General features: G+C 67.4%; 22 protein-coding genes. 5 read left to right on the plus strand and 17 right to left on the minus strand.

Features of this window, described 5'->3' with window-relative positions:
* On the minus strand, positions 1 to 574 hold a 574-nt coding region (locus sphsw_RS03185; protein WP_031439340.1), incomplete at its 3' end, for a ComF family protein.
* A 41-nt stretch (positions 575 to 615) separates the two neighbouring features.
* On the opposite strand from sphsw_RS03185, the gene sphsw_RS03190 reads away from it, so the two are divergent.
* A complete protein-coding gene (locus sphsw_RS03190; RefSeq protein WP_042466463.1) occupies positions 616 to 1,488 on the plus strand; it encodes a class I SAM-dependent methyltransferase in 873 nt (290 codons plus the stop codon).
* A 2-nt stretch (positions 1,489 to 1,490) separates the two neighbouring features.
* On the opposite strand, the gene sphsw_RS03195 is transcribed toward sphsw_RS03190, so the two are convergent.
* The 7 genes from sphsw_RS03195 to sphsw_RS03225 form a co-directional block, all read right to left on the minus strand.
* Positions 1,491 to 1,829 carry a hypothetical protein gene (locus sphsw_RS03195; protein WP_031439342.1) on the minus strand — a complete coding sequence of 113 codons (339 nt, stop codon included), beginning with the start codon at positions 1,827 to 1,829 and terminating at the stop codon, positions 1,491 to 1,493.
* Complete coding sequence (locus sphsw_RS03200) at positions 1,830 to 2,651, minus strand: transporter (protein WP_081874095.1); 822 nt, start codon at positions 2,649 to 2,651, stop codon at positions 1,830 to 1,832.
* Positions 2,648 to 3,418 carry an exodeoxyribonuclease III gene (gene xth, locus sphsw_RS03205; RefSeq protein ID WP_031439344.1) on the minus strand — a complete coding sequence of 257 codons (771 nt, stop codon included), beginning with the start codon at positions 3,416 to 3,418 and terminating at the stop codon, positions 2,648 to 2,650. Before xth ends, sphsw_RS03200 begins: the two co-directional genes overlap by 4 nt.
* A gap of 6 nt (positions 3,419 to 3,424) precedes the next feature.
* Positions 3,425 to 3,763 carry an iron-sulfur cluster insertion protein ErpA gene (gene erpA / locus sphsw_RS03210; RefSeq protein WP_031439345.1) on the minus strand — a complete coding sequence of 113 codons (339 nt, stop codon included), beginning with the start codon at positions 3,761 to 3,763 and terminating at the stop codon, positions 3,425 to 3,427.
* A gap of 88 nt (positions 3,764 to 3,851) precedes the next feature.
* The gene (locus sphsw_RS03215) at positions 3,852 to 5,075 is read right to left on the minus strand and encodes a M23 family metallopeptidase (protein ID WP_031439346.1); all 1,224 of its coding nucleotides are present in this window, start codon (positions 5,073 to 5,075) and stop codon (positions 3,852 to 3,854) included.
* A 249-nt stretch (positions 5,076 to 5,324) separates the two neighbouring features.
* Positions 5,325 to 5,789: a peroxiredoxin gene (locus sphsw_RS03220; RefSeq protein WP_031439347.1), complete on the minus strand. Its 465-nt coding sequence runs from the start codon at positions 5,787 to 5,789 to the stop codon at positions 5,325 to 5,327.
* Positions 5,782 to 8,466 carry a bifunctional [glutamine synthetase] adenylyltransferase/[glutamine synthetase]-adenylyl-L-tyrosine phosphorylase gene (locus sphsw_RS03225; RefSeq protein ID WP_031439348.1) on the minus strand — a complete coding sequence of 895 codons (2,685 nt, stop codon included), beginning with the start codon at positions 8,464 to 8,466 and terminating at the stop codon, positions 5,782 to 5,784. The genes sphsw_RS03220 and sphsw_RS03225 overlap by 8 nt, the downstream gene beginning before the upstream one ends.
* Positions 8,467 to 8,539: 73 nt before the next feature.
* Between sphsw_RS03225 and sphsw_RS03230 the strand changes: the two genes are divergently transcribed.
* Entirely contained in the window at positions 8,540 to 8,722 is a 183-nt protein-coding gene (locus sphsw_RS03230; RefSeq protein WP_031439349.1) for a hypothetical protein, read from the plus strand.
* 30 nt (positions 8,723 to 8,752) lie between these two features.
* Here the strand turns inward: sphsw_RS03230 and sphsw_RS03235 are convergent, their stop codons facing one another.
* A complete protein-coding gene (locus tag sphsw_RS03235; protein WP_031439350.1) occupies positions 8,753 to 9,406 on the minus strand; it encodes a sigma-70 family RNA polymerase sigma factor in 654 nt (217 codons plus the stop codon).
* A gap of 344 nt (positions 9,407 to 9,750) precedes the next feature.
* A complete protein-coding gene (locus sphsw_RS03245; protein ID WP_031439351.1) occupies positions 9,751 to 10,554 on the minus strand; it encodes a response regulator in 804 nt (267 codons plus the stop codon).
* Between the two features lie 268 nt (positions 10,555 to 10,822).
* Here sphsw_RS03245 and sphsw_RS20200 point away from each other — a divergent pair, with 268 nt between their 5' ends.
* From sphsw_RS20200 to sphsw_RS03260, 3 genes are all read left to right on the plus strand, one after another.
* Entirely contained in the window at positions 10,823 to 11,008 is a 186-nt protein-coding gene (locus sphsw_RS20200; protein ID WP_146163677.1) for a NepR family anti-sigma factor, read from the plus strand.
* 11 nt (positions 11,009 to 11,019) lie between these two features.
* On the plus strand, positions 11,020 to 12,690 hold the full coding sequence (locus sphsw_RS03255; RefSeq protein WP_081874096.1) for a sensor histidine kinase: 1,671 nt from the start codon (positions 11,020 to 11,022) through the stop codon (positions 12,688 to 12,690).
* A 271-nt stretch (positions 12,691 to 12,961) separates the two neighbouring features.
* Positions 12,962 to 13,096 (plus strand): entericidin A/B family lipoprotein, encoded by a 135-nt coding sequence (locus sphsw_RS03260; protein WP_031394885.1) that lies wholly within the window; start codon positions 12,962 to 12,964, stop codon positions 13,094 to 13,096.
* A gap of 77 nt (positions 13,097 to 13,173) precedes the next feature.
* On the opposite strand, the gene tatC is transcribed toward sphsw_RS03260, so the two are convergent.
* The 7 genes from tatC to sphsw_RS03295 all read right to left on the minus strand — a co-directional run.
* Positions 13,174 to 13,965 (minus strand): twin-arginine translocase subunit TatC, encoded by a 792-nt coding sequence (gene tatC, locus sphsw_RS03265; protein WP_031394886.1) that lies wholly within the window; start codon positions 13,963 to 13,965, stop codon positions 13,174 to 13,176.
* Between the two features lie 31 nt (positions 13,966 to 13,996).
* Complete coding sequence (gene tatB, locus sphsw_RS03270; RefSeq protein ID WP_081874097.1) at positions 13,997 to 14,509, minus strand: Sec-independent protein translocase protein TatB; 513 nt, start codon at positions 14,507 to 14,509, stop codon at positions 13,997 to 13,999.
* Positions 14,510 to 14,558: 49 nt separating this feature from the next.
* Positions 14,559 to 14,798: a twin-arginine translocase TatA/TatE family subunit gene (locus sphsw_RS03275; RefSeq protein ID WP_031394888.1), complete on the minus strand. Its 240-nt coding sequence runs from the start codon at positions 14,796 to 14,798 to the stop codon at positions 14,559 to 14,561.
* A 28-nt stretch (positions 14,799 to 14,826) separates the two neighbouring features.
* A complete protein-coding gene (gene scpB, locus sphsw_RS03280; protein WP_031439354.1) occupies positions 14,827 to 15,438 on the minus strand; it encodes an SMC-Scp complex subunit ScpB in 612 nt (203 codons plus the stop codon).
* Positions 15,435 to 16,193: a segregation and condensation protein A gene (locus tag sphsw_RS03285; protein WP_235188268.1), complete on the minus strand. Its 759-nt coding sequence runs from the start codon at positions 16,191 to 16,193 to the stop codon at positions 15,435 to 15,437. The genes scpB and sphsw_RS03285 overlap by 4 nt, the downstream gene beginning before the upstream one ends.
* A 33-nt stretch (positions 16,194 to 16,226) precedes the next feature.
* A complete protein-coding gene (locus sphsw_RS03290; protein WP_031439356.1) occupies positions 16,227 to 17,249 on the minus strand; it encodes a glycoside hydrolase family 3 N-terminal domain-containing protein in 1,023 nt (340 codons plus the stop codon).
* A gap of 59 nt (positions 17,250 to 17,308) precedes the next feature.
* A partial coding sequence (locus sphsw_RS03295; RefSeq protein ID WP_031439357.1) for an SPOR domain-containing protein occupies positions 17,309 to 17,560 on the minus strand: 252 nt, incomplete at its 5' end.

Below are 17,560 nucleotides of genomic sequence, written 5' to 3' on the forward strand. Positions count from 1 at the left end.
GCCCGCCCGCCGCGACGGCGAAGGCGCCCGCCACCGCCCTGCCGCGCTGACGCCTGCCGAGCCCGCGCAGCACGGTCGTCTGCCGCGTCCGGACGAGGACATTCAGGTCGGCGGGCACAGTCGACAGGTTCGCGAGCGTCGTCGCGATGAGCGCCGCTTGGTTGAACCCGCGCGACCAGAGCCGCCAGCGGTGCAGCGGCACGGGCACGATCAGCGCTGCCTGCTCGGGCATGAGGCGGTGCATGGCGCGGGCCATCGTGGCGGCGAACGCGGTTCGGCCGCCATATTTCAACCGCAGCGCCAGGCCGCGTGCCACCGGTCCATAGGCGACTGCGGCGCGGACGCCCGCGTGACGCGGCGGCTGGGTGAGGCACGCGGCGCACAATGCGCCCTCGCCGCGATCATGCACAAAGGGCAGGTTGCACGCGGCACACCAGGGCGGACCAAGAAAGTGCAGGCCGTTCCAGCAGCTTGCGCAGAATCGATGGTCCGCCGCCACCGGACTGCCGCAGCCGGGGCAGCGCGGTGGCAGCGCCAGCCGGATCACCGCGCCAATCGGATCGAGCAACCGCATCCGCCCTTGTCGTCAAAGCATGCAGACGGCACAAGCGCGGCGTGCAGATCCCAGACCCCAGCCAAGGCAGCGCCCCGGAAATCTTCGACCGGGTCGCCCGCCGCCAGCGCCGCGATCGCGCGCGTGCCGCCTATGCCGACGCGGATTTCGTGCGCGCGACGATGCTCGACGGGATCGCCGAGCGGCTCGATGCGGTGACGCGGGACTTTGCCGACATTCTCGATCTCGGCTGTTTCGACGGCGCGTTCGTCGCGCCCCCGGGAGCACGGGTCGTACGCTGCGATGCGGGCCATGGCTTTGCCGCGCACGCGGGCGGCGTTCAGGCCGACGAGGACCGGCTGCCCTTTGCCGACGCATCGTTCGACCTCGTCGTCAGCGCGGGCGTGCTCGACCAGGTCAACGACCTGCCCGGCGCGCTGTCGCTGATCCGCCGCGTGCTGCGCCCGGATGGACTGTTCCTCGGCGCGTTCGTCGGGGCCGGGAGCCTGCCAGCACTCCGCCAGGCGTTGCGGGTGGCGGAGGCGGAGCGACCCGCCGCGCGGCTGCATCCGCAGATCGACGTCCGCTCGGCGGGCGATCTGCTGATGCGCGCGGGGTTCGCGCTGCCGGTAGCGGACATCGAGACGCTGAACGTCGGCTATCGCGATGTCGGGCGACTGCTCGGCGATCTTCGCGGGATGGCGGCGACGAACGTGCTCGCGGGGCGCAGCGCGCTCGGCCGGCAGGCGCTGGCGGGGCTCGCACAGGCCTTTGCCGAGCTCGCCGACGCGGACGGGCGGACTGCCGAACGGTTCGAGATCATCTTCCTCACGGGCTGGTCGCCCGCCCCGTCACAGCCCAAGCCGGCGCGACGCGGCAGCGGTACCGCCTCGCTCACCGATGCGCTGCGGACCCGGCCACGCGACCCGACCTGAGCCTAACGGGCGGGGTCGGCCGCTCGGCGACCCGGACCGAACGGGATGCGCAGCGTGACGACCGCCCCGGATCCGGTCGCCCCCGGCAGCGTGCTCTGGACTGCGTGGACCTTGCCCGTCCCGCCGCCCGGCAGCCGGAACGTCATCGGTGCATCGGGTGAACTGACCGGCGGCGTGGGAAGCCGTGCAAGACGCTGATCGCTCGGCCGGCCACAGACGACGATCTCGCCACCGGGCGGCGTCACGGGACAGGGGGTCGCCGCCCGGGCGACCGGGGGGCGAAGTTCGCGTGGCAGCGGGGGGCCGGCGACGGCCTGCAGTCCGATCAGCACCGCGATCATCTAGAACCTCCGCGCCACCCCCGCATAAAGCCGCGCATCGGGGGTATCATGGGTCAAGCCTGCCGCCCCAAAAATGTCAAACTGAAGATCGTCACGGACCATCCAGGCGAGCGACAGCGCAGCCAGTGCCTGGGTGCTGCGACCGGTCGGGTCATCGTCACGCAGCGCCTGCAGTTCGGCGTTCAGCGTCACCGCCTTGTCGAGCGTGAAGGCGAGGCCGACCGCGCTGCTATAGGCGAGATGCCGACCATGCCCGTCATCGTCGACCGCGGCATCGACCTCGGGTGTCAGGTCGAGCGACACCGTGTCGGACATTTCGAATGTCACCGGCAGCAGCAGTCCGCTGCCCCAGTCGCCATCACCGACCGGCGACCGGCCGACGGGCAGCGTCACGAACGGCAGGACGGCGATCGACAGGCCCTTGCCGTCGGGATGGCTCAGGCTGGCCTTCATGCTCAGCGACACGTCGCCGATGCGGTCCGCGACGTCGATCCCCGTTTCGTCGCGCGTCCGGTCATGGCCGAACGGCGTCCATCCCACCCGTGCCTCGACCGTGTCGCTGACCCCGACCCGGACCAGCGTATCGGCGATCAGGACACTGTCCTCGCGCGAGCCCGCCCCGTCGTCGCGCGTCCAGTCGGCGAGCGCGGTTTCGACCGAGACGCGGCCTTTTTCCATGGTGCAGGCGGGCGTATCGATCCCCGGGCGTTCAGGGCAATAGTCCCGCTCCTGCGCCCGAACTTGGGTCGAACAGGCCAGCATCAGCGTCGCCAGCACACCCGCGGCAAGCCGTGTCGCAGGCCCACCCGCCGGTGCGTTCATCGCAGGCGGACCCAGGTCGGGGCATGATCGCTCGCCTTCTCGCGGCCGCGATAGGCCTTGTCGACACCGGCATCGATCATCCGGTCGGCCGCCTGCGGGCTGAGCAGCAGATGATCGATCCGGAAGCCCGCGTCGCGCTGCCACGCGCCCGCCTGATAATCCCAGAAGGTCCACACGCCTCCCTTGGGGAACTGCGTTCGAAGGGCATCGGTCCAGCCCTGCCCGAGCAGCGCACGATAGGCACTCCGGCTTTCGGGCTGCATCAACGCATCGTCCTGCATCCGCGACACCGAAAACGTGTCGTCGTCATTCGCGATCACGTTGTAATCGCCCGCGAGGATGGCGGGCACCTCCTCGGCCAGCAGCACGCGCGCGCGCGCCGCAAGCCGCGTCATCCAGCGCAGCTTATAGTCGAACTTCGGGCCGGGCTGCGGATTGCCATTGGGCAGATACAGCGCGGCGATCGTCAGCCCTTCGACCTCGGCCTCGATATAGCGGCTGTGCTCGTCCTCGGGCTCGCCTTCGAGGCCGCGTTGCCGGAGCTTGGGGGTCTGGCCCTTGGCGAGGATCGCCACGCCGTTCCAGGCCTTTTGCCCATGCCAGACAACACCATACCCCGCCGCCTCGATCTCCGCGGCCGGAAAGGTTTCGTCGCTGGTCTTGAGTTCCTGCAGACAGACGATCTCGGGCTGCTCTTCGGCAAGATATTCGAGCAGCCGCGGGAGACGGGCCTTGATCCCGTTGATGTTGTACGTGACGATCTTCACCGGGCGTCAGACCGAAAAGCTCGAGCCGCAACCGCAGCCCGAGGCTGCATTGGGATTTTCCACGCGGAACGCCGCGCCGGCGAGCGATTCGACATAGTCGACCGCGCAACCGCGGACGAGGTCGATGCTGATGCTGTCGACGACCAGCCGGACGCCGTCGCGTTCGGCGACCACGTCATCAGCCTCGGCCGCATCGGCGAAACCGAACTTGTACTGAAAACCCGAACAGCCGCCGCCATCGACCGAAAGGCGCAGGATCGCGGGCTTGCCCTGTCGGGCAGCAATTGCGGCGACGCGCGCTGCGGCGGAGGGGGTCAGGGTGATGTCGGGAGCCAAGGTTGCCATGGTCCCGAGATAGGCGGTCCCGCTATCCGCGGCAACCTCGCCCTACCGCGGAGAACCGCGGGCAGGGCTTGATAGAAAACCGTGCGCCTCAGTCCTGCGCCGCCGGACCGTCCGTCGAGACCGGGATCGCACCGACCGAGCGATCCTGCGCGGCGAGAAGGTAGTCGGCGGTCGTGAGGAACGGGATCGGGTTCACGGCATGACCGTCGATCCGGACCTCATAATGAAGATGCGGGCCAGTCGAGCGACCGGTCGAGCCCATCAGCGCGATCAGCTGGCCGCGCGTCACGCGGGCATTGTCGCCGACGAGGATCTTCGAGAGATGGCCGTACCGGGTCGCGATGCCCTTGCCGTGATTGAGCTCGACGAGATTGCCATAGCCGCCCTGGCGACCGGCATGCGAGACGATGCCGTCAGCCGTGGCGTAGATCGGCGTGCCGACAGGACCCGGAATGTCGACGCCGGCATGCATCGCGGCAGTCCCGCGGAACGGATCCGAACGAATGCCGAAATTGCTGGTGAACGACAGCAGATGGACCGGCTGGACCGAAGGGATCGCGATCACCCCCTGCTGCAGCGTGTCGAGCTTCTTCCAGGTCTGGAACAGCGTGCGGAACTGGGCGTCGGCGCGGACATCGGCCAGCGCCTCGGGGCTGTCGGCGGCGACCAGCGGTCCGCCCATGGCGGCCTGCTTGCTCGCCTGGGTGCGCTTGGCCGCGGCAGCGACGCGTTCGGGGCGCAGGCCGAGCTTGCGCACGGTGTCCGTGGTGTCGGCATAACGCTGATCAAGGATGGTCTGGGCAGCGTCAGCGAGAACGCGCTGGCGGCCCTCGACCTTGACCAGCGGCTTGACGACATCGGCGGCCAGCGCATCGGGCGCGGGGTCGATCGCCAGCGTGGCCAGCGCCATCGCCTTGGCGTCGCCCTTGCCGGTCAGGGCGGCGGTGATCAGCTGCTGGCGCTGTTCGACCCGCGCGGCGTGCGCTGCGGCGGTCTCGCGAATGGTCGCGACGCGCGCCTGCATCTGACCGATGCGGCGCTCCATCTGCGCGACCTGGAGTTCGGAATCGGGTGCGGCAACGACGCCGGTCGCGGCTGCGGCGCCATAGGCTGCCTGCGCGGCACCATAGCCGGAAAAGCCGAGCGTTACGGCGCTGAGTGCCGCCATCGCGGCCTGCTTGCGGCTGCCCAGGCGAACCCGGCGGACCGACTGGCCGTCGTGAACCGTCAGGTCCCGCGCGGCGAACAGCGTCTTGATACGAAAGGCTGCGCGGTTGGCTAAGGCTGCAGCGGAAACGGTGATATCGACCATTGGTCCCCGACAAAAAACAGGAGCCGGATCGCAAACGGGCCCGGCGCCAAGACTCTGTCCTGAACCGCAGCCCCTCCGCGTCCCAGACAAGTCAGGATGTGTGCCGATTTGACCCACTTCGGCAAGAGCTGCGCCGCTAACTTGGGGTGGACCGGGACGCGCGTGCGTTGAGCCGTTGAAACCAAATGGTACCGGTAAAAAGGAATCGCCTCGCCAGGGGACGCCGCGCCCTGCCCCGTGGAACGGTCTTTATTGCGGGGTCAGCGCCTTGGCGGCGGCAAGAACGGCTTCGGCATGGCCGGGGACACGGACCTTGCGCCACGATGTCGCCAGTCGGCCGTCCGCGTCGAACAGGAAGGTCGCGCGCTCGATCCCCATATATTTGCGGCCGTACATCGCCTTCTCGACCCAGACCCCGAAGCCCTCGCAGACCGCGCCATCGACGTCGGTCGCCAGCGAAACCGTCAGACCGTGCTTGGCGCTGAACTTGGCATGCGCGGCGGGCGTGTCCTTCGACACGCCGAGCACGCCGACCCCGATCTCTGCGAAGGCCGACTCGAGCGCGGAAAAGTCCTGTGCCTCGCGCGTGCAGCCGGCGGTATCGTCCTTGGGATAGAAATAGACGACCAGCGGCCGCGCCAGCGTCGTCAGCGCAACGGCCGTGCCATCGGGCATCGTCACCGAGACGTCCGGGATCATCGCACCGTCATCCATCCTGCTCTCCTGTCAGTTCGTGCCAGAACGCGGTCACCTGTTGCCGGACCTCGGCGAGGCCCGCAAGAACCGCAGGCCAGTCGTGCAGCCCGAGCGCGCGCGCGATCAACGCCTGGGTCGGCGGTCCGGGCGGCGCCGCGTCGGGCGCGACGAGCCGCAGCGTCACGAGCAGGCGCGTCAGGATATCATGCGCGGCGAGCATCGTCGCGGGCATCCGCCCTTCGGCGACGAGCTGCGCGATCGCACGCCCCAGATTGGCATTGAAGCCGCTGCGCTCAACGAGTTGTACGACATGCGTCGCGAATTCGAGATCGACCAGACCACCCGGCAGAAGCTTCGCGTCGAGCGGCCCCTTGGCAGGCTTGTGCGCGGCCATGTCGGCGCGCATCCGCGTCGCATCGCCGACGACGTCGCGCTCGGTCCGCGCGCCGGTCAGGACATCGGCGATCACCGCGGACAGCGCCGCTCTGGCGGGCGCGGATCCGAAGACCGGCCGCGCCCTGGTCAGCGCCATATGCTCCCACGTCCAGGCTTCCTCATGCTGATAGCGTGCGAAGCTGTCGAGCGTCACGACCAGCGGCCCCTGCGCCCCCGATGGCCGCAGCCGCGTATCGATCTGATAGAGCGGCCCGGCCGCGGTCGCGACCGACAAGGCCGCAGTCACCCGCTGCGCCAGCCGGTTGTAGTAGAGCGTCGCGCCAAGCGGTTTGGCGCCATCCGACTCGGCGGTGAAATCGCCGGTGAACAGATAGACGAGGTCGAGATCGGACGCATGCGTCAGCATCGCCCCGCCCATCCGGCCAAGCGCGAGGATCACGAGTTCGCTACCCGGCACCTGGCCATGGACGTCGGCAAAGCTGCGAATCGTCGCCTCCGCCAGCACCGCGATCGCCGCCTCCGCCACGCGCGCATAGCCCGCCGCGACGTCGAGCGGATCCGACGTCCCCGCAACGATCTGCGCACCCAGCGCAAAGCGCAGTTCGCCGACCACGCGCCGGACGTGATCGAGCCGCCCCTGATAATCGAGCCCCGCCTCGCCCGCGCGCATCCGGTCGATCAGCGCGTCGACCGCCGCGACCGGGGCGAGCGCCGTCGCATCGATCAACCCGTCGAGCAGCGCGGGGCGCCGCGCCAGTTCCTCCGCCAGCGTCGGCGCGTGGCTCAGGATCGCCGCGAGCAGCGTGGCGAGCGCCGGTCGTGCTTCGAGCAGTCGGAATACGTTGATCGCGCTCGGCAGACGCTCGAGCATCGAATCGAGTCTCAGCATCGCGGCCTGCGGCTCGGGCGCGGCGGCGAGCGCCGGGACCAGCGTCGGCAGGACCGCCTCGAGCGCCGCCTGCGCGGCACTGCTGCGCAGTGCGGGATAGGCCCCTGCCCGCCACGCGGCGATCCGCTGGCGCGCGGGTTCGGGTTCGGCAAACCCCGCCTCTGCCAGCTCGGCGTCGAGCCGCGTCGGATCATGCGAAAGCCCGGATGCCGCGCCATCGTCGAGCGCGTCGTAGATCCGCCCGGTCGCCGCCACATGCGGGGCGAGCAGCGCCAGCAGCGCCGCGCTGCCGTCGAGCCCGTGCAGCCACGCCACCCGCTCGAGCGCATCGCCGGTCGGCAAGGCATGCGTCTGCCGGTCGTCAATCATCTGCACCCGGTGCTCGATCGTCCGCAGCAGCGTATAGCTGTCGATCAGCGCGCGCGCCTCGTCACCGCCGATCCACCCCGCCTCCGCCAGCCGCGCAAGCGCGACGCGCGTGGCCGGCGCGCGGAGTAGGGGATCGCGACCGCCATGGATCAACTGATGGATTTGCGCGAAGAATTCGGCTTCGCGAATCCCGCCGCGGCCGCGCTTCAGATCGTAACCCGGCCCGAAGGCCTGACCCTGCGCATGATGATCGCGGATCCGTCGCGAGATGCCGCGAATCTCGCCGATCGCGCCGAAATCGAGCGCGCGCCGCCAGACGAACGGGCGGACCGTGTCGAGGAACTGCCTGCCGAGTGCGATGTCGCCCGCTGCGGCGCGCGCGCGGATGAAGGCGGCACGCTCCCAGGGGAGCGCCTGCGCCTCGTAATAGCTGATCGCCGCATCGATCGGCAGCGCGATCGGCGTGATCTCGGGAGACGGCCGCAGGCGGAGGTCGACGCGCAGCACATAGCCGTCGCCGTCACGTGCCTGGAGCAGTTCGACGACGCGCTTGCCGATCCGCACGGCGGCGGCTTCGGGTTCCTCGCGCGGGCGGAGCGGCAGGGTGTCCGGATCGTAGATCAGGATCGGATCGATATCCGACGAATAATTGAGTTCGCCACTCCCCTGTTTACCGAGCGCGATCGCGGCGAACCCGCGCGCTTCGGCGCCGGGCGTGCGTTCTTCGATCGCGGTGCGGATCGCCGTGTCGAGCGCGTGGTCGGCAAACCCGGTGAGCCGCTGCGTCACGGCGCTGAGGTCGAACACGCCGGCCAGGTCACCGATCGCGACCCTCAGCGCGAGCGCACGCCGTTCGAGGCGGAGGCGTCGTGCGACCGGCATGTCGAGGTCGAGCGAAGCCGGGATCGGATCCAGCCGCCCCTCTGCCAGCTGCGTGGCAAGCACAGGCTCGCGGTCGAGGAGCATGGCGAGGAAGGGGGACCAGCGTCGCGCGCGCTGCGTTGCGGCGATGATGTCCGACGCCCGATGCGCGTTATCCATGCCACACCCCACAATTCTTTTATAAAGTCAAGCCAGGGTAGCAACAAAAGCTCTTGAGGCTCGTTGACCCTGCATGACCCATCTGCACCCGACTATTCGCCGTGACCAGACCGATCATCTGGTCGTTCGCGCGCCTCGCAAGACGGATGCGATCGGACAGTCGCTTCGCGGTGCGTTCGATCGCGACTCCGGAATGCCCGACGAGTTCATGTCTTTGTTGCGTGAACTCGACACCATGTCGCCACGACCGCACTGATCCAAACGCCAGCCGCGGCAGACGTTTATTTCAACGCCCGCGGCTCAGTTCCTCGACATCACCCATGATCGAATCGAGTGCTGTCTTGGTCGTATCGGTTTCATGATCACGGCGCGACGGCAGCGATCCATCCGTCAGAATGGTTTCGAGCGCGACACGGCCACGCGCGACACGGCTCTTGATCGTGCCGACCGCCACGTTGCAGATCTCCGCTGCCTCTTCATACGCGAACCCGCCCGCGCCGACGAGGATCAACGCCTCGCGTTGCGGCTGCGGCAGATGCATCAATGCGCGCTGCATATCGCCCAGCTCGACATGCCGGTCCTGGCTCGCGGGTGCCGCAAGGATACGATCCGCCACCAGATCGTCCCACTCACCCTTGAAGCGAGCGCGGCGCATCTGTGACAGATAGAGGTTGCGCAGGATGATGAACGTCCAGGCACGCATGTTCGTACCGGCCTGGAAGCGCAGCCGTGCGGCCCACGCCTTCAGCAGCGTCTCCTGCACCAGGTCGTCCGCAAGGTCGCGGCTGCCAGACAGCGAACGCCCGAACGCACGGAGGTGCGGAATCACCTGGGCAAGCTGGACCTTGAACTCGGCATCGGAAAGCGAGACGTGCTCAACGGGCGCGACCTGAGGCTCGGCGCCGTCGACTTCGTCGTCACGCTGGGCGGGCTGTACCATGAAATTCCGATCGTTCCCGAATGACGACCGCCGCCCAGAGGACGGCGATCTTGAGCATACGGATCGGCATCAACCGGTCCGCCACGCCACGCATATGCTATCGAATGACGAGAAATGCAAAAATGGCGATAACCAGGACCAGTGATATCACAAGGATATAGCGGGTCATATGCGGTGTTGCGCCGGCGCGGGCGTCTTCGCCGGCGACGTGGATCTGCTCTTTTGGGTCAACCATAAGACTGAAACCCCCGAACGCCGTTTTGGGTCCGTAACTATCAAAAACTTGATGCCGGGGTTGCTGACGATATCGTCGACGGCAACCCCGGCCCAAGTCTAGCGGCGCATCAGGCGCCCGGAACGGTCGTCTGATCGAAGAACAGTGCCTGGCTGATTGCCGCCTTCACTGTCGAACGCTGGAACGGCTTGGTGATCAGGAAGGTCGGCTCGGGACGCTCACCGGTCAGGAGACGTTCGGGGAACGCGGTGATGAAGATCACGGGAACCTCGAATTCGGCAAGGATGTCCTTGACCGCGTCGATACCCGAACTGTCGTCAGCCAGCTGAATATCGGCGAGCACGAGACCCGGACGCTCTTCCATCGCGAGGGCCACGGCCTCGTCGCGGGTCACCGCAACACCGGTCACGTCGTGACCCAGGTCGCGCACGATCGTCTCGATATCCATCGCGATGATCGGCTCGTCCTCGATGATAAGGACGCGCGCGCGGGTCTGACCTTCGATTTCCGCCAGTGCCGCGGCGACGAGCTCGTCGACCTCGTTCGCATCGACGTCGATCAGATAGGCCGCGTCTTCGGGCGTGAAACCCTCCATCGCGGTCAGCAACAGCGCCTGACGCGACAGCGGCGTCATTCGCGACATACGTGCGCGAGCAACTGCGGCGTGGCCGTCGGTATCGCCGACACCCTCGTCACCCATCTCGTCATAATTCGCCGACGACCAGATCGCCTGGAACATCCGATAGAGACCGAGACGCGGATCGACGTCCTTCGGAAATTCATCAGGCGCCGCGACGATCGCCTCGAGCGTCGCGCGAACATATTTGTCGCCATGACTCTGGCTGCCGGTCAGGGCCCGGCCGTAGCGCCGCAGAAAGGGAAGATGCGGTGCGAGTTGCTGTCCAAGCGACATGGGTATTGGTAACTCCCTGATCGTTACGCCGGCCCGGTGAGGACGACGATACTAGAATATGACGCGACCGACCGATTGCCAGACCCTCGGAACCTTTTGGCCCGACGCCCACGACAATATCGATTTTTCGCTCCAACAGGGAACTAACGAGAGGCTATTTGGTTTCACGGACAATCACCGCGAGTGTATGACGCAGGTCTAGCTGTGTCATGTGCCGCCCGCGGCCTATGGTAAACATCATCTTACGTGCGTCGTGCAGGGGGAAATTTTGAGTTTGGGCCACGACACGCAGAACGAAACTCCCGCCGGCACTCCCGCTGGCAAGGGCACCGGCAAGCCGCGCGACACGGCCCGCGATCGGCAGATGGGAACGGCATTGCGGTCGGTCTATCAGCAGACCGTCGAGGAAGCCGTTCCTGACGAGTTTCTGGCGCTGCTCGGCAAGCTGGACTGAGGGCGGGCCGCATGGCCTCGCCAACCGGTTCCGTGAGCAAATCCGGCACCCCGTCACCTGCCGCCCCGGGCTCCACAGAGACCCTGACCGACACCAGCTCTGTTGACGCCAATGCGACGGCGGCTCGTCGACCGTCGCAGATCGCCACCGCGATCGGGCGGCTCCCCACCGGGGCCAAGCTTTTCCTGATCCTCAGTGCAGCGCTTCTGCCGCTCGCGCTGATCGCAATCTTCGCTACGCTTCAAACGACGCGTGTTGCCGATGCGGAAGCCCGTGCACGGTTGCGGGTCGCTGCGGCAGAAAGCGCACGATCGATCGCCATCGAACTGATCGGCGACATGACCGCGTTGCGCGTTGCGGTGAACGCGCTGGGCTTCGACCCTGCCGACGCCCCGAGCTGCGCCCGCGCGCAGGGCGTGTTCGCGCAGCAGGCCTCCTCGGGTACGCGCTTCGTCATAACCGACCGCGCCGGCCGGGTGCTGTGCGGGCGCGCGCTGCCCGAAGCCGTCGCACTGGATTCGACCAGCAACCCCGTTGCCGCCGCGATCGTTCCGAACCGCGGCTTGGTCCTCGCGATCACCGGCCCCGGCGGCGAGACATCGGCACGCGCTTATTTCCCGCAGCCCTTTCTTGAACGGATCGGCCGGCCGTCCAACCAGACCTTGGAATTTAACAGCGCGCTGATGCTCGGACAGGACGCGCTGCTCCTCGAATCGATCGACGACGAGGCACCGCTCGACCGGCTGGAGACGATGCGCACTGACCTTGGCGTCGCGGGACTTGCTCTGCGCACGAGCATCCGCAGCGCACCGATTACCTCGTCGCTGATCATCGCGCTGCTGCTGCCGCTGCTGATGTGGGCGGCGGCGGCGGGGATCGGGTGGTTCGTCGTCGACCGCCTGCTGATCCGTCCCTTGCGGCAATTGCGCGCCGCGGTCGCCGCGTTCACGCCGGGTGAGGTCATTGATACCGGCACCGTGCGCACCATGCCCGCGCAGGAGATCCGCGAGCTCGGCGACACGTTCCAGGTCATCAGCCGTACCGTGGCGGCGCACGAAGCGGGCCTGGCGGCCGGGCTCGTGCGACAGACCAAGCTGACGCGCGAAGTGCATCACCGGGTGAAGAACAACCTCCAGGTGATCTCCAGCCTGATCAACTTCCACGCCCGCAGTGCACGCAGCGCCGACGCGACCGAGGCCTATTCGTCGATCCAGCGCCGGGTCGACGCGCTGGCGGTCGTGCACCGCAATCACTTTGCCGAGCTCGAGGAAAATCGCGGTCTCAACATGCGCACGATGCTGGGCGAGCTGTCCGCCAACATTCGCGCCACCGCCCCCGATCGCTCGCATGGCCTTGGCATCACGCTCGACGTCGCTCCGTTCCTCGTCAATCAGGACGTCGCCGTCGCGGTCGCGTTCCTCGCGACCGAAACGATCGAGCTGGCGATGACCTGCGATCCATCGGCACAGATCCGCGTATCGATCCAGCCCGGCGCCACGCCCGACCGCGCAGTGCTCCGCGTCGTCTCGCGGGCGCTGATCGAAAGCGACGCGCTGCGCGAGGCAGCAACGCGCTATGGCCGTGTAATGGAAGGCCTTTCGCGCCAGTTGCGCTCGGCGCTCCATCATGACCCACTGGTCGGCGCGTATGAGATCGCCTTTGCCGTCATCGGACGCGATTGAGCACGACGAAACACCTCGTCGAAAAAAACTTGAAAACGGCAGGAACCACCTTTCCCGAGCGCCGTTCTATAGTTCGGATAGCGACTTTATGCCCCCCCGCTCTCGCTATCCAAGTGACAGGCCCGGAAGCATCACCCTCCCCCCCCCGGTGACGCTTCCGGGCCTTTATCATTCCAAATCAGATGCGTGCCTGGTTGCACCAACGGAACGAAACCGGCGCCCGTACATTTCTCCCCTCGGTGGCATTCAAGCCCTTCTAGGAGGAAGTATTATGCGTAAGTTGGTTGGATTGGCCGTTGTGGCCAGCGCGCTCATCGTGTCGGCATGCAACACGGTCGAAGGCGCCGGCAAGGACGTGAGCTCGGCCGGCCGCACCGTGGCGAAGACCGCGAGCGACGCCAAGTAAGCCTTTGCGCTTGAGATACGAAAACGGGGCCCGGTGCAGCTGCACCGGGCCCCGTTTTTACATCTGGCGCCGATCGCTCAGTGCGTTTCGGCGATATCGGTGGAGTCCGACGTCTCATCCTGCGCCTTGGCCTTTGCCCGGCTGCGCTCGGTGAACCAGATGCCGATCAGCGCGAATTCATACAGGATCGTCAGCGGGATCGCGAGCAGCAGCTGCGACCCGATATCCGGGGGCGTCAGCACCGCGGCGATCGCGAACGCGGCGACGATGGCGTAGCGCCGCGCGCCGACCAGCTGCTTGCGCGTGACGATCCCGGCGCGCTCGAGCAGCATCAGCAGCACGGGCAGCAGGAAGGCGATCCCGAAGCCGAACAGGAACTGCATCGTGAACGACAGGTAATTGCCGATCGCCGGCAGCGCCTCGCGCTTCACGCCGCCGACCACGCCGTCGAACCCCAGCAGGAAGTGGAGCGCCATCGGGATCGCGACATAATAGGCCATGGCCGCGCCTGTGAGAAACAGGACGGGGGTCGCGAGAATGAACGGCAGGAGCGCGTTCTTCTCCTTCTTGTACAGGCCGGGGGCGACAAACTGCCACAGCTGGTTGGCGATGACCGGGAAGGACAGCATCATCGCCGCGAAGAACGCGACCTTCACCTGGACGAAGAACGCCTCGAACACTTCGGTGTAGATCACCGTGTCCTGCCCCGCGGCGAGCAGCGGGTGGACGAGGAAGCCGAAGATATCCTCGGCGAAATACATCGCCACGGCGAACGTCACGACCAGCGCGGCGATGCAATAGAGCAGCCGCCGCCGCAACTCGATCAGATGGTCGAGCAACGGGGCGCGGCTCTCGTCGATCTCACTCATGACGCTATGCTCTCGGCAGTCTGGAAGTCGGTCACGACGACGCTACGTCGGACTTGCCCGTCCGCGCGTCGGACGACGTGGCAGCCGGCACGGCGTGTTCGTGCCGATCCTGCCCGGGTATCGCGTCGACACTGTCCCGGTGATCCGGGGCCGGCGCTTCGATATCGAGGCCGGCCGGCGCCGGCTTATCCGCCGAGGGCCCGGATGCCGGGAGCACGACGGGCTTCTCGACCATCACGGGTTCGGACGACGGCAGATCGTGATGGATGTCGGGTTCGGGCGAATGGACGATCTGCGCGGTGTCGGTCGGCGGGTGCTCACGCATGATCCGCTCATTCTCCGACGCCCAGCGCTTTTCCATTTCCTCGAGCTCCGCCTCGCGGACCATCGAGTCGAACCCCGACCGGAATTGCCGCGCGACGCCGCGCGCCTTGCCGACCCAATAGCCGACGACGCGCATCGCCTTGGGGAGGTCCTTTGGACCGATCACGACGAGCGCGACGAACGCCACGAGCAGGAATTCGGACGGAGCGATATCGAACATTCAGGCGCGCCTATCTGGACCCGTCGAGTCTGGGAACGTCAAGCGCGGCTCAGCGGTCTTCACGGACGCGATTGCCGTCGCGATCGAAGGCCGGATCGGCGGTCTTCTGGGCTTCGATACGCGCGGATGGCTTGGCCGGCGTCTCGTCGTCGGGCTCGGCCATGCCCTTCTTGAAGTTCTTAACGCCCTTGGCAACGTCGCCCATCAGGCTGGAAAACCGACCGCCGCCTAGAAGGAGGATCGCGACGACCGCAAGAACGAGCAGATGGATCGGGCTGAATCCGCCCATGACAATTCTCCTGAAAACCTGCCTCTATCTAGGCGTCATCGTCACGCTTTGCCACAGTGCTTTCATGGCTGCCGCGATCTGTACGGTCCTCGACGTCGACATCGACCGGATCGAGCAGCCCCGCAGCGCGGAGATCGTCGATGCCCGGCAGGTCGCGACGGGTCTTCAGCCCGAAATGCACCAGGAACGCGGCCGTCGTGGCATAGAGCAGCGGCCGCCCCGGAACCTCGCGCCGCCCTGCGGGCCGGACCCAGTCCGCCTCCATCAGCACGTCGAGCACACCCTTGGAGATCTGCACGCCGCGGATCGCCTCGATCTCCGCGCGGGTGACGGGCTCGTGATAAGCGATGATCGCCAGCGTCTCGATCCCCGCCCTGCTCAGTCGCCGCGGCTCTTCGGATTCGCGACGCAGCACATGGGCAAGGTCGGGCGCGGTCTGGAACTGCCAGCGATCGCCGCGCCGGACGATATTGAAGCCGCGCCCCGCATAGTCCTCGACCAGCACCTCGATCGCGGCGCGGACGTCGCGCGCCGTCGCGATCGCCCCGACATGCGCGCGGATCGCGTCGAGCGTCAGCGGCGCGTCGGCGGCGAACAGCACCGCCTCGACCGTGCGGACGAGCGCATCGGGCCGCGTCATGCCGTCGTCGCGCGCAGATAGAGTGGGGCAAAGGGCGCCGCCTGCCGCAGCTCGACGCGTCCCTGCCGTGCCAGTTCGAGCGCCGCGACGAAGCTCGATGCGAGAGCCGAGCGACGAAACCGCTCCGCGCCGGGCGCGACCGCGGATGCAGGCAGGAACGCCTCAATCCTGCTCCAGTCGAGCCGCTCGCCGACCATTATCGACACGCGCTCGAGCGCCGCCTCCAGCGTCATGACCGCGCGGTCCACCACCACGTGCATCACCGGCCGGGTGCGCCCCGATACCCGCCCATAGGCCGCGATCAGGTCGAAGATCTCCGCCGTCCAGATCGCCTTGCGGACCGTCCGCAGCCCCTCGGGCGCGCCGCGAACGAACACGTCGCGCCCCGTCCTGTCGCATGCCATCAACCGCGCCCCCGCCTCGCGCATCGCATCGAGCCGCTCGAGCCGGTGCTGGAGCCGCCGCGCGAGGTCGTCCGGATCGGGCTCGACCGACGGATCGCGGGGCAGCAGCAGTGCCGACTTCAGATAGGCCAGCCATGCCGCCATCACGAGATAATCCGCGGCGAGTTCGAGTTTAAGCGCGTGCGCATCATCGACATAGGCCAGATACTGCTCGACCAGCGACAGGATCGAGATCGTCCGCAGATCGACCCGCTGCGCGCGCGCAAGCGACAGCAGCAGGTCGAGCGGTCCCTCCCATCCATCCAGATCCAGCGTCAGCTGTGCATCGTCCATCCGCGCTGCGTACAGCATCCACGCATCCGTCGCAGCCCGATCGTGAGTGGATTAGGCTTCGGCAGAGTTCTGCATGGCCCGGTCGAGCAGCGCATCCCGGGTCGCGATCAGATCGTCGAACCGTCCCTGTGCAGGCCCCACCGACGCCATCGCACGATCGAGACGAGCCCGCGCCACCGCGGAGATCGGACCCAGCCGGCCGGCAATCTCGACCATCTCGTCCATGCGCGCCCAGCAGTCGAGGACCAGATCACATCCTGCCGCGATCGCGCCCGCCGCCTTGTCGCCCGCGGTGCCCGACAGCGCCTTCATGTCGATGTCGTCGGTCATCAGCAGCCCATCGAACCCGATGCGGTCGCGGATGATCCGGTCGATCACGACCGGTGACAGCGTCGCCGGGCGATCCGCGTCCCACGCGTCGAACACGATATGCGACGTCATGCCCATCGGCGCCTGGTTTAGCGTGCGGAACGGCTCGATATCGACCTCAAGCTCGGCATCGGTGGCGGTGACGGTGGGCAGGTGATGGTGCGTGTCGACGCGCGCGCGGCCATGGCCGGGCATGTGCTTGACGACACCGACGACACCGCCCGCGGCCAGCCCCTCCAGCGTGGCGCGTCCGAGCGCTGCGACGCGCATCGGATCGGACCCGAACGCACGCGAGGCAACCGCCTCGGTCGTGTCGGGTTGCGCGACGTCGAGCAGCGGCAGGCAGTCGACCGTGATCCCGACCTCGCTCAGCATCACCCCGAGCGCCTGGGCGTTCGCCCGGGCTGCCTGGATCGCGGTCATCGGCGCGCGGTCATAGGCAGCGTCGAACACCGGTCCGGCGGGAAAGCTCGGCCATTCGGGCGGCCCCATCCGGGCGACGCGCCCGCCCTCCTGATCGATCAGGATCGCCAGGTCGTCGCGCCCCGCCATCGCGCGCAGCGAATCCGTCAGCGCGCGCAGCTGGGCACGATCAACGACGTTGCGTTTGAACAGGATATATCCGGCCGGTACGCACTCGGCAAAGAATGCGCGTTCCTGCGGGGTGAGCACGGGGCCGGACAGGCCGAAGATGACGGGCTTCATGCGCCTCGCCTAGCGAACCGCCCCCGCGTCGTCACGTTCAACCTGCCGCAGCGCGACGATCAGCTGGCGACGAAGCAGGTTTCGCCGGCGACACGCAACCGTCCGCAAATATCGGCGGCCTGGTTCGCGCTGCCCGCATCGACGCGCAACCGGTACAGCGTGTTGCCACCGCGTGCGACCGGCTCGACGAACTTGTTCAGCGGCGCGAGATAGCTGAAGCGCTTGGCGAAGTTGGTCCATGCCGAATTGGCCACCGCAGCACTCGGAAAGGCACCGAGCTGGACGAGCGATCCGCTCGCGACTGGGCCCGC

The sequence above is a fragment of the Sphingomonas sp. FUKUSWIS1 genome (assembly GCF_000733135.1).
Lineage (GTDB): Bacteria > Pseudomonadota > Alphaproteobacteria > Sphingomonadales > Sphingomonadaceae > Sphingomonas > Sphingomonas aerolata.

Bases quoted from the DNA above. Each gene is read 5' to 3' on its own strand.
- sphsw_RS03195 (WP_031439342.1), bottom strand. From the start codon at position 1,829: ATGATCGCGGTGCTGATCGGACTGCAGGCCGTCGCCGGCCCCCCGCTG.
- sphsw_RS03200 (WP_081874095.1), bottom strand. From the start codon at position 2,651: ATGAACGCACCGGCGGGTGGGCCTGCGACACGGCTTGCCGCGGGTGTG.
- erpA (WP_031439345.1), bottom strand. From the start codon at position 3,763: ATGGCAACCTTGGCTCCCGACATCACCCTGACCCCCTCCGCCGCAGCG.
- sphsw_RS03215 (WP_031439346.1), bottom strand. From the start codon at position 5,075: ATGGTCGATATCACCGTTTCCGCTGCAGCCTTAGCCAACCGCGCAGCC.
- sphsw_RS03220 (WP_031439347.1), bottom strand. From the start codon at position 5,789: ATGGATGACGGTGCGATGATCCCGGACGTCTCGGTGACGATGCCCGAT.
- sphsw_RS03225 (WP_031439348.1), bottom strand. From the start codon at position 8,466: ATGGATAACGCGCATCGGGCGTCGGACATCATCGCCGCAACGCAGCGC.
- sphsw_RS03230 (WP_031439349.1), top strand. From the start codon at position 8,540: ATGACCCATCTGCACCCGACTATTCGCCGTGACCAGACCGATCATCTG.
- sphsw_RS03235 (WP_031439350.1), bottom strand. From the start codon at position 9,406: ATGGTACAGCCCGCCCAGCGTGACGACGAAGTCGACGGCGCCGAGCCT.
- sphsw_RS03245 (WP_031439351.1), bottom strand. From the start codon at position 10,554: ATGTCGCTTGGACAGCAACTCGCACCGCATCTTCCCTTTCTGCGGCGC.
- sphsw_RS03255 (WP_081874096.1), top strand. From the start codon at position 11,020: ATGGCCTCGCCAACCGGTTCCGTGAGCAAATCCGGCACCCCGTCACCT.
- sphsw_RS03260 (WP_031394885.1), top strand. From the start codon at position 12,962: ATGCGTAAGTTGGTTGGATTGGCCGTTGTGGCCAGCGCGCTCATCGTG.
- tatC (WP_031394886.1), bottom strand. From the start codon at position 13,965: ATGAGTGAGATCGACGAGAGCCGCGCCCCGTTGCTCGACCATCTGATC.
- tatB (WP_081874097.1), bottom strand. From the start codon at position 14,509: ATGTTCGATATCGCTCCGTCCGAATTCCTGCTCGTGGCGTTCGTCGCG.
- sphsw_RS03275 (WP_031394888.1), bottom strand. From the start codon at position 14,798: ATGGGCGGATTCAGCCCGATCCATCTGCTCGTTCTTGCGGTCGTCGCG.
- scpB (WP_031439354.1), bottom strand. From the start codon at position 15,438: ATGACGCGGCCCGATGCGCTCGTCCGCACGGTCGAGGCGGTGCTGTTC.
- sphsw_RS03285 (WP_235188268.1), bottom strand. From the start codon at position 16,193: ATGCTGTACGCAGCGCGGATGGACGATGCACAGCTGACGCTGGATCTG.
- sphsw_RS03290 (WP_031439356.1), bottom strand. From the start codon at position 17,249: ATGAAGCCCGTCATCTTCGGCCTGTCCGGCCCCGTGCTCACCCCGCAG.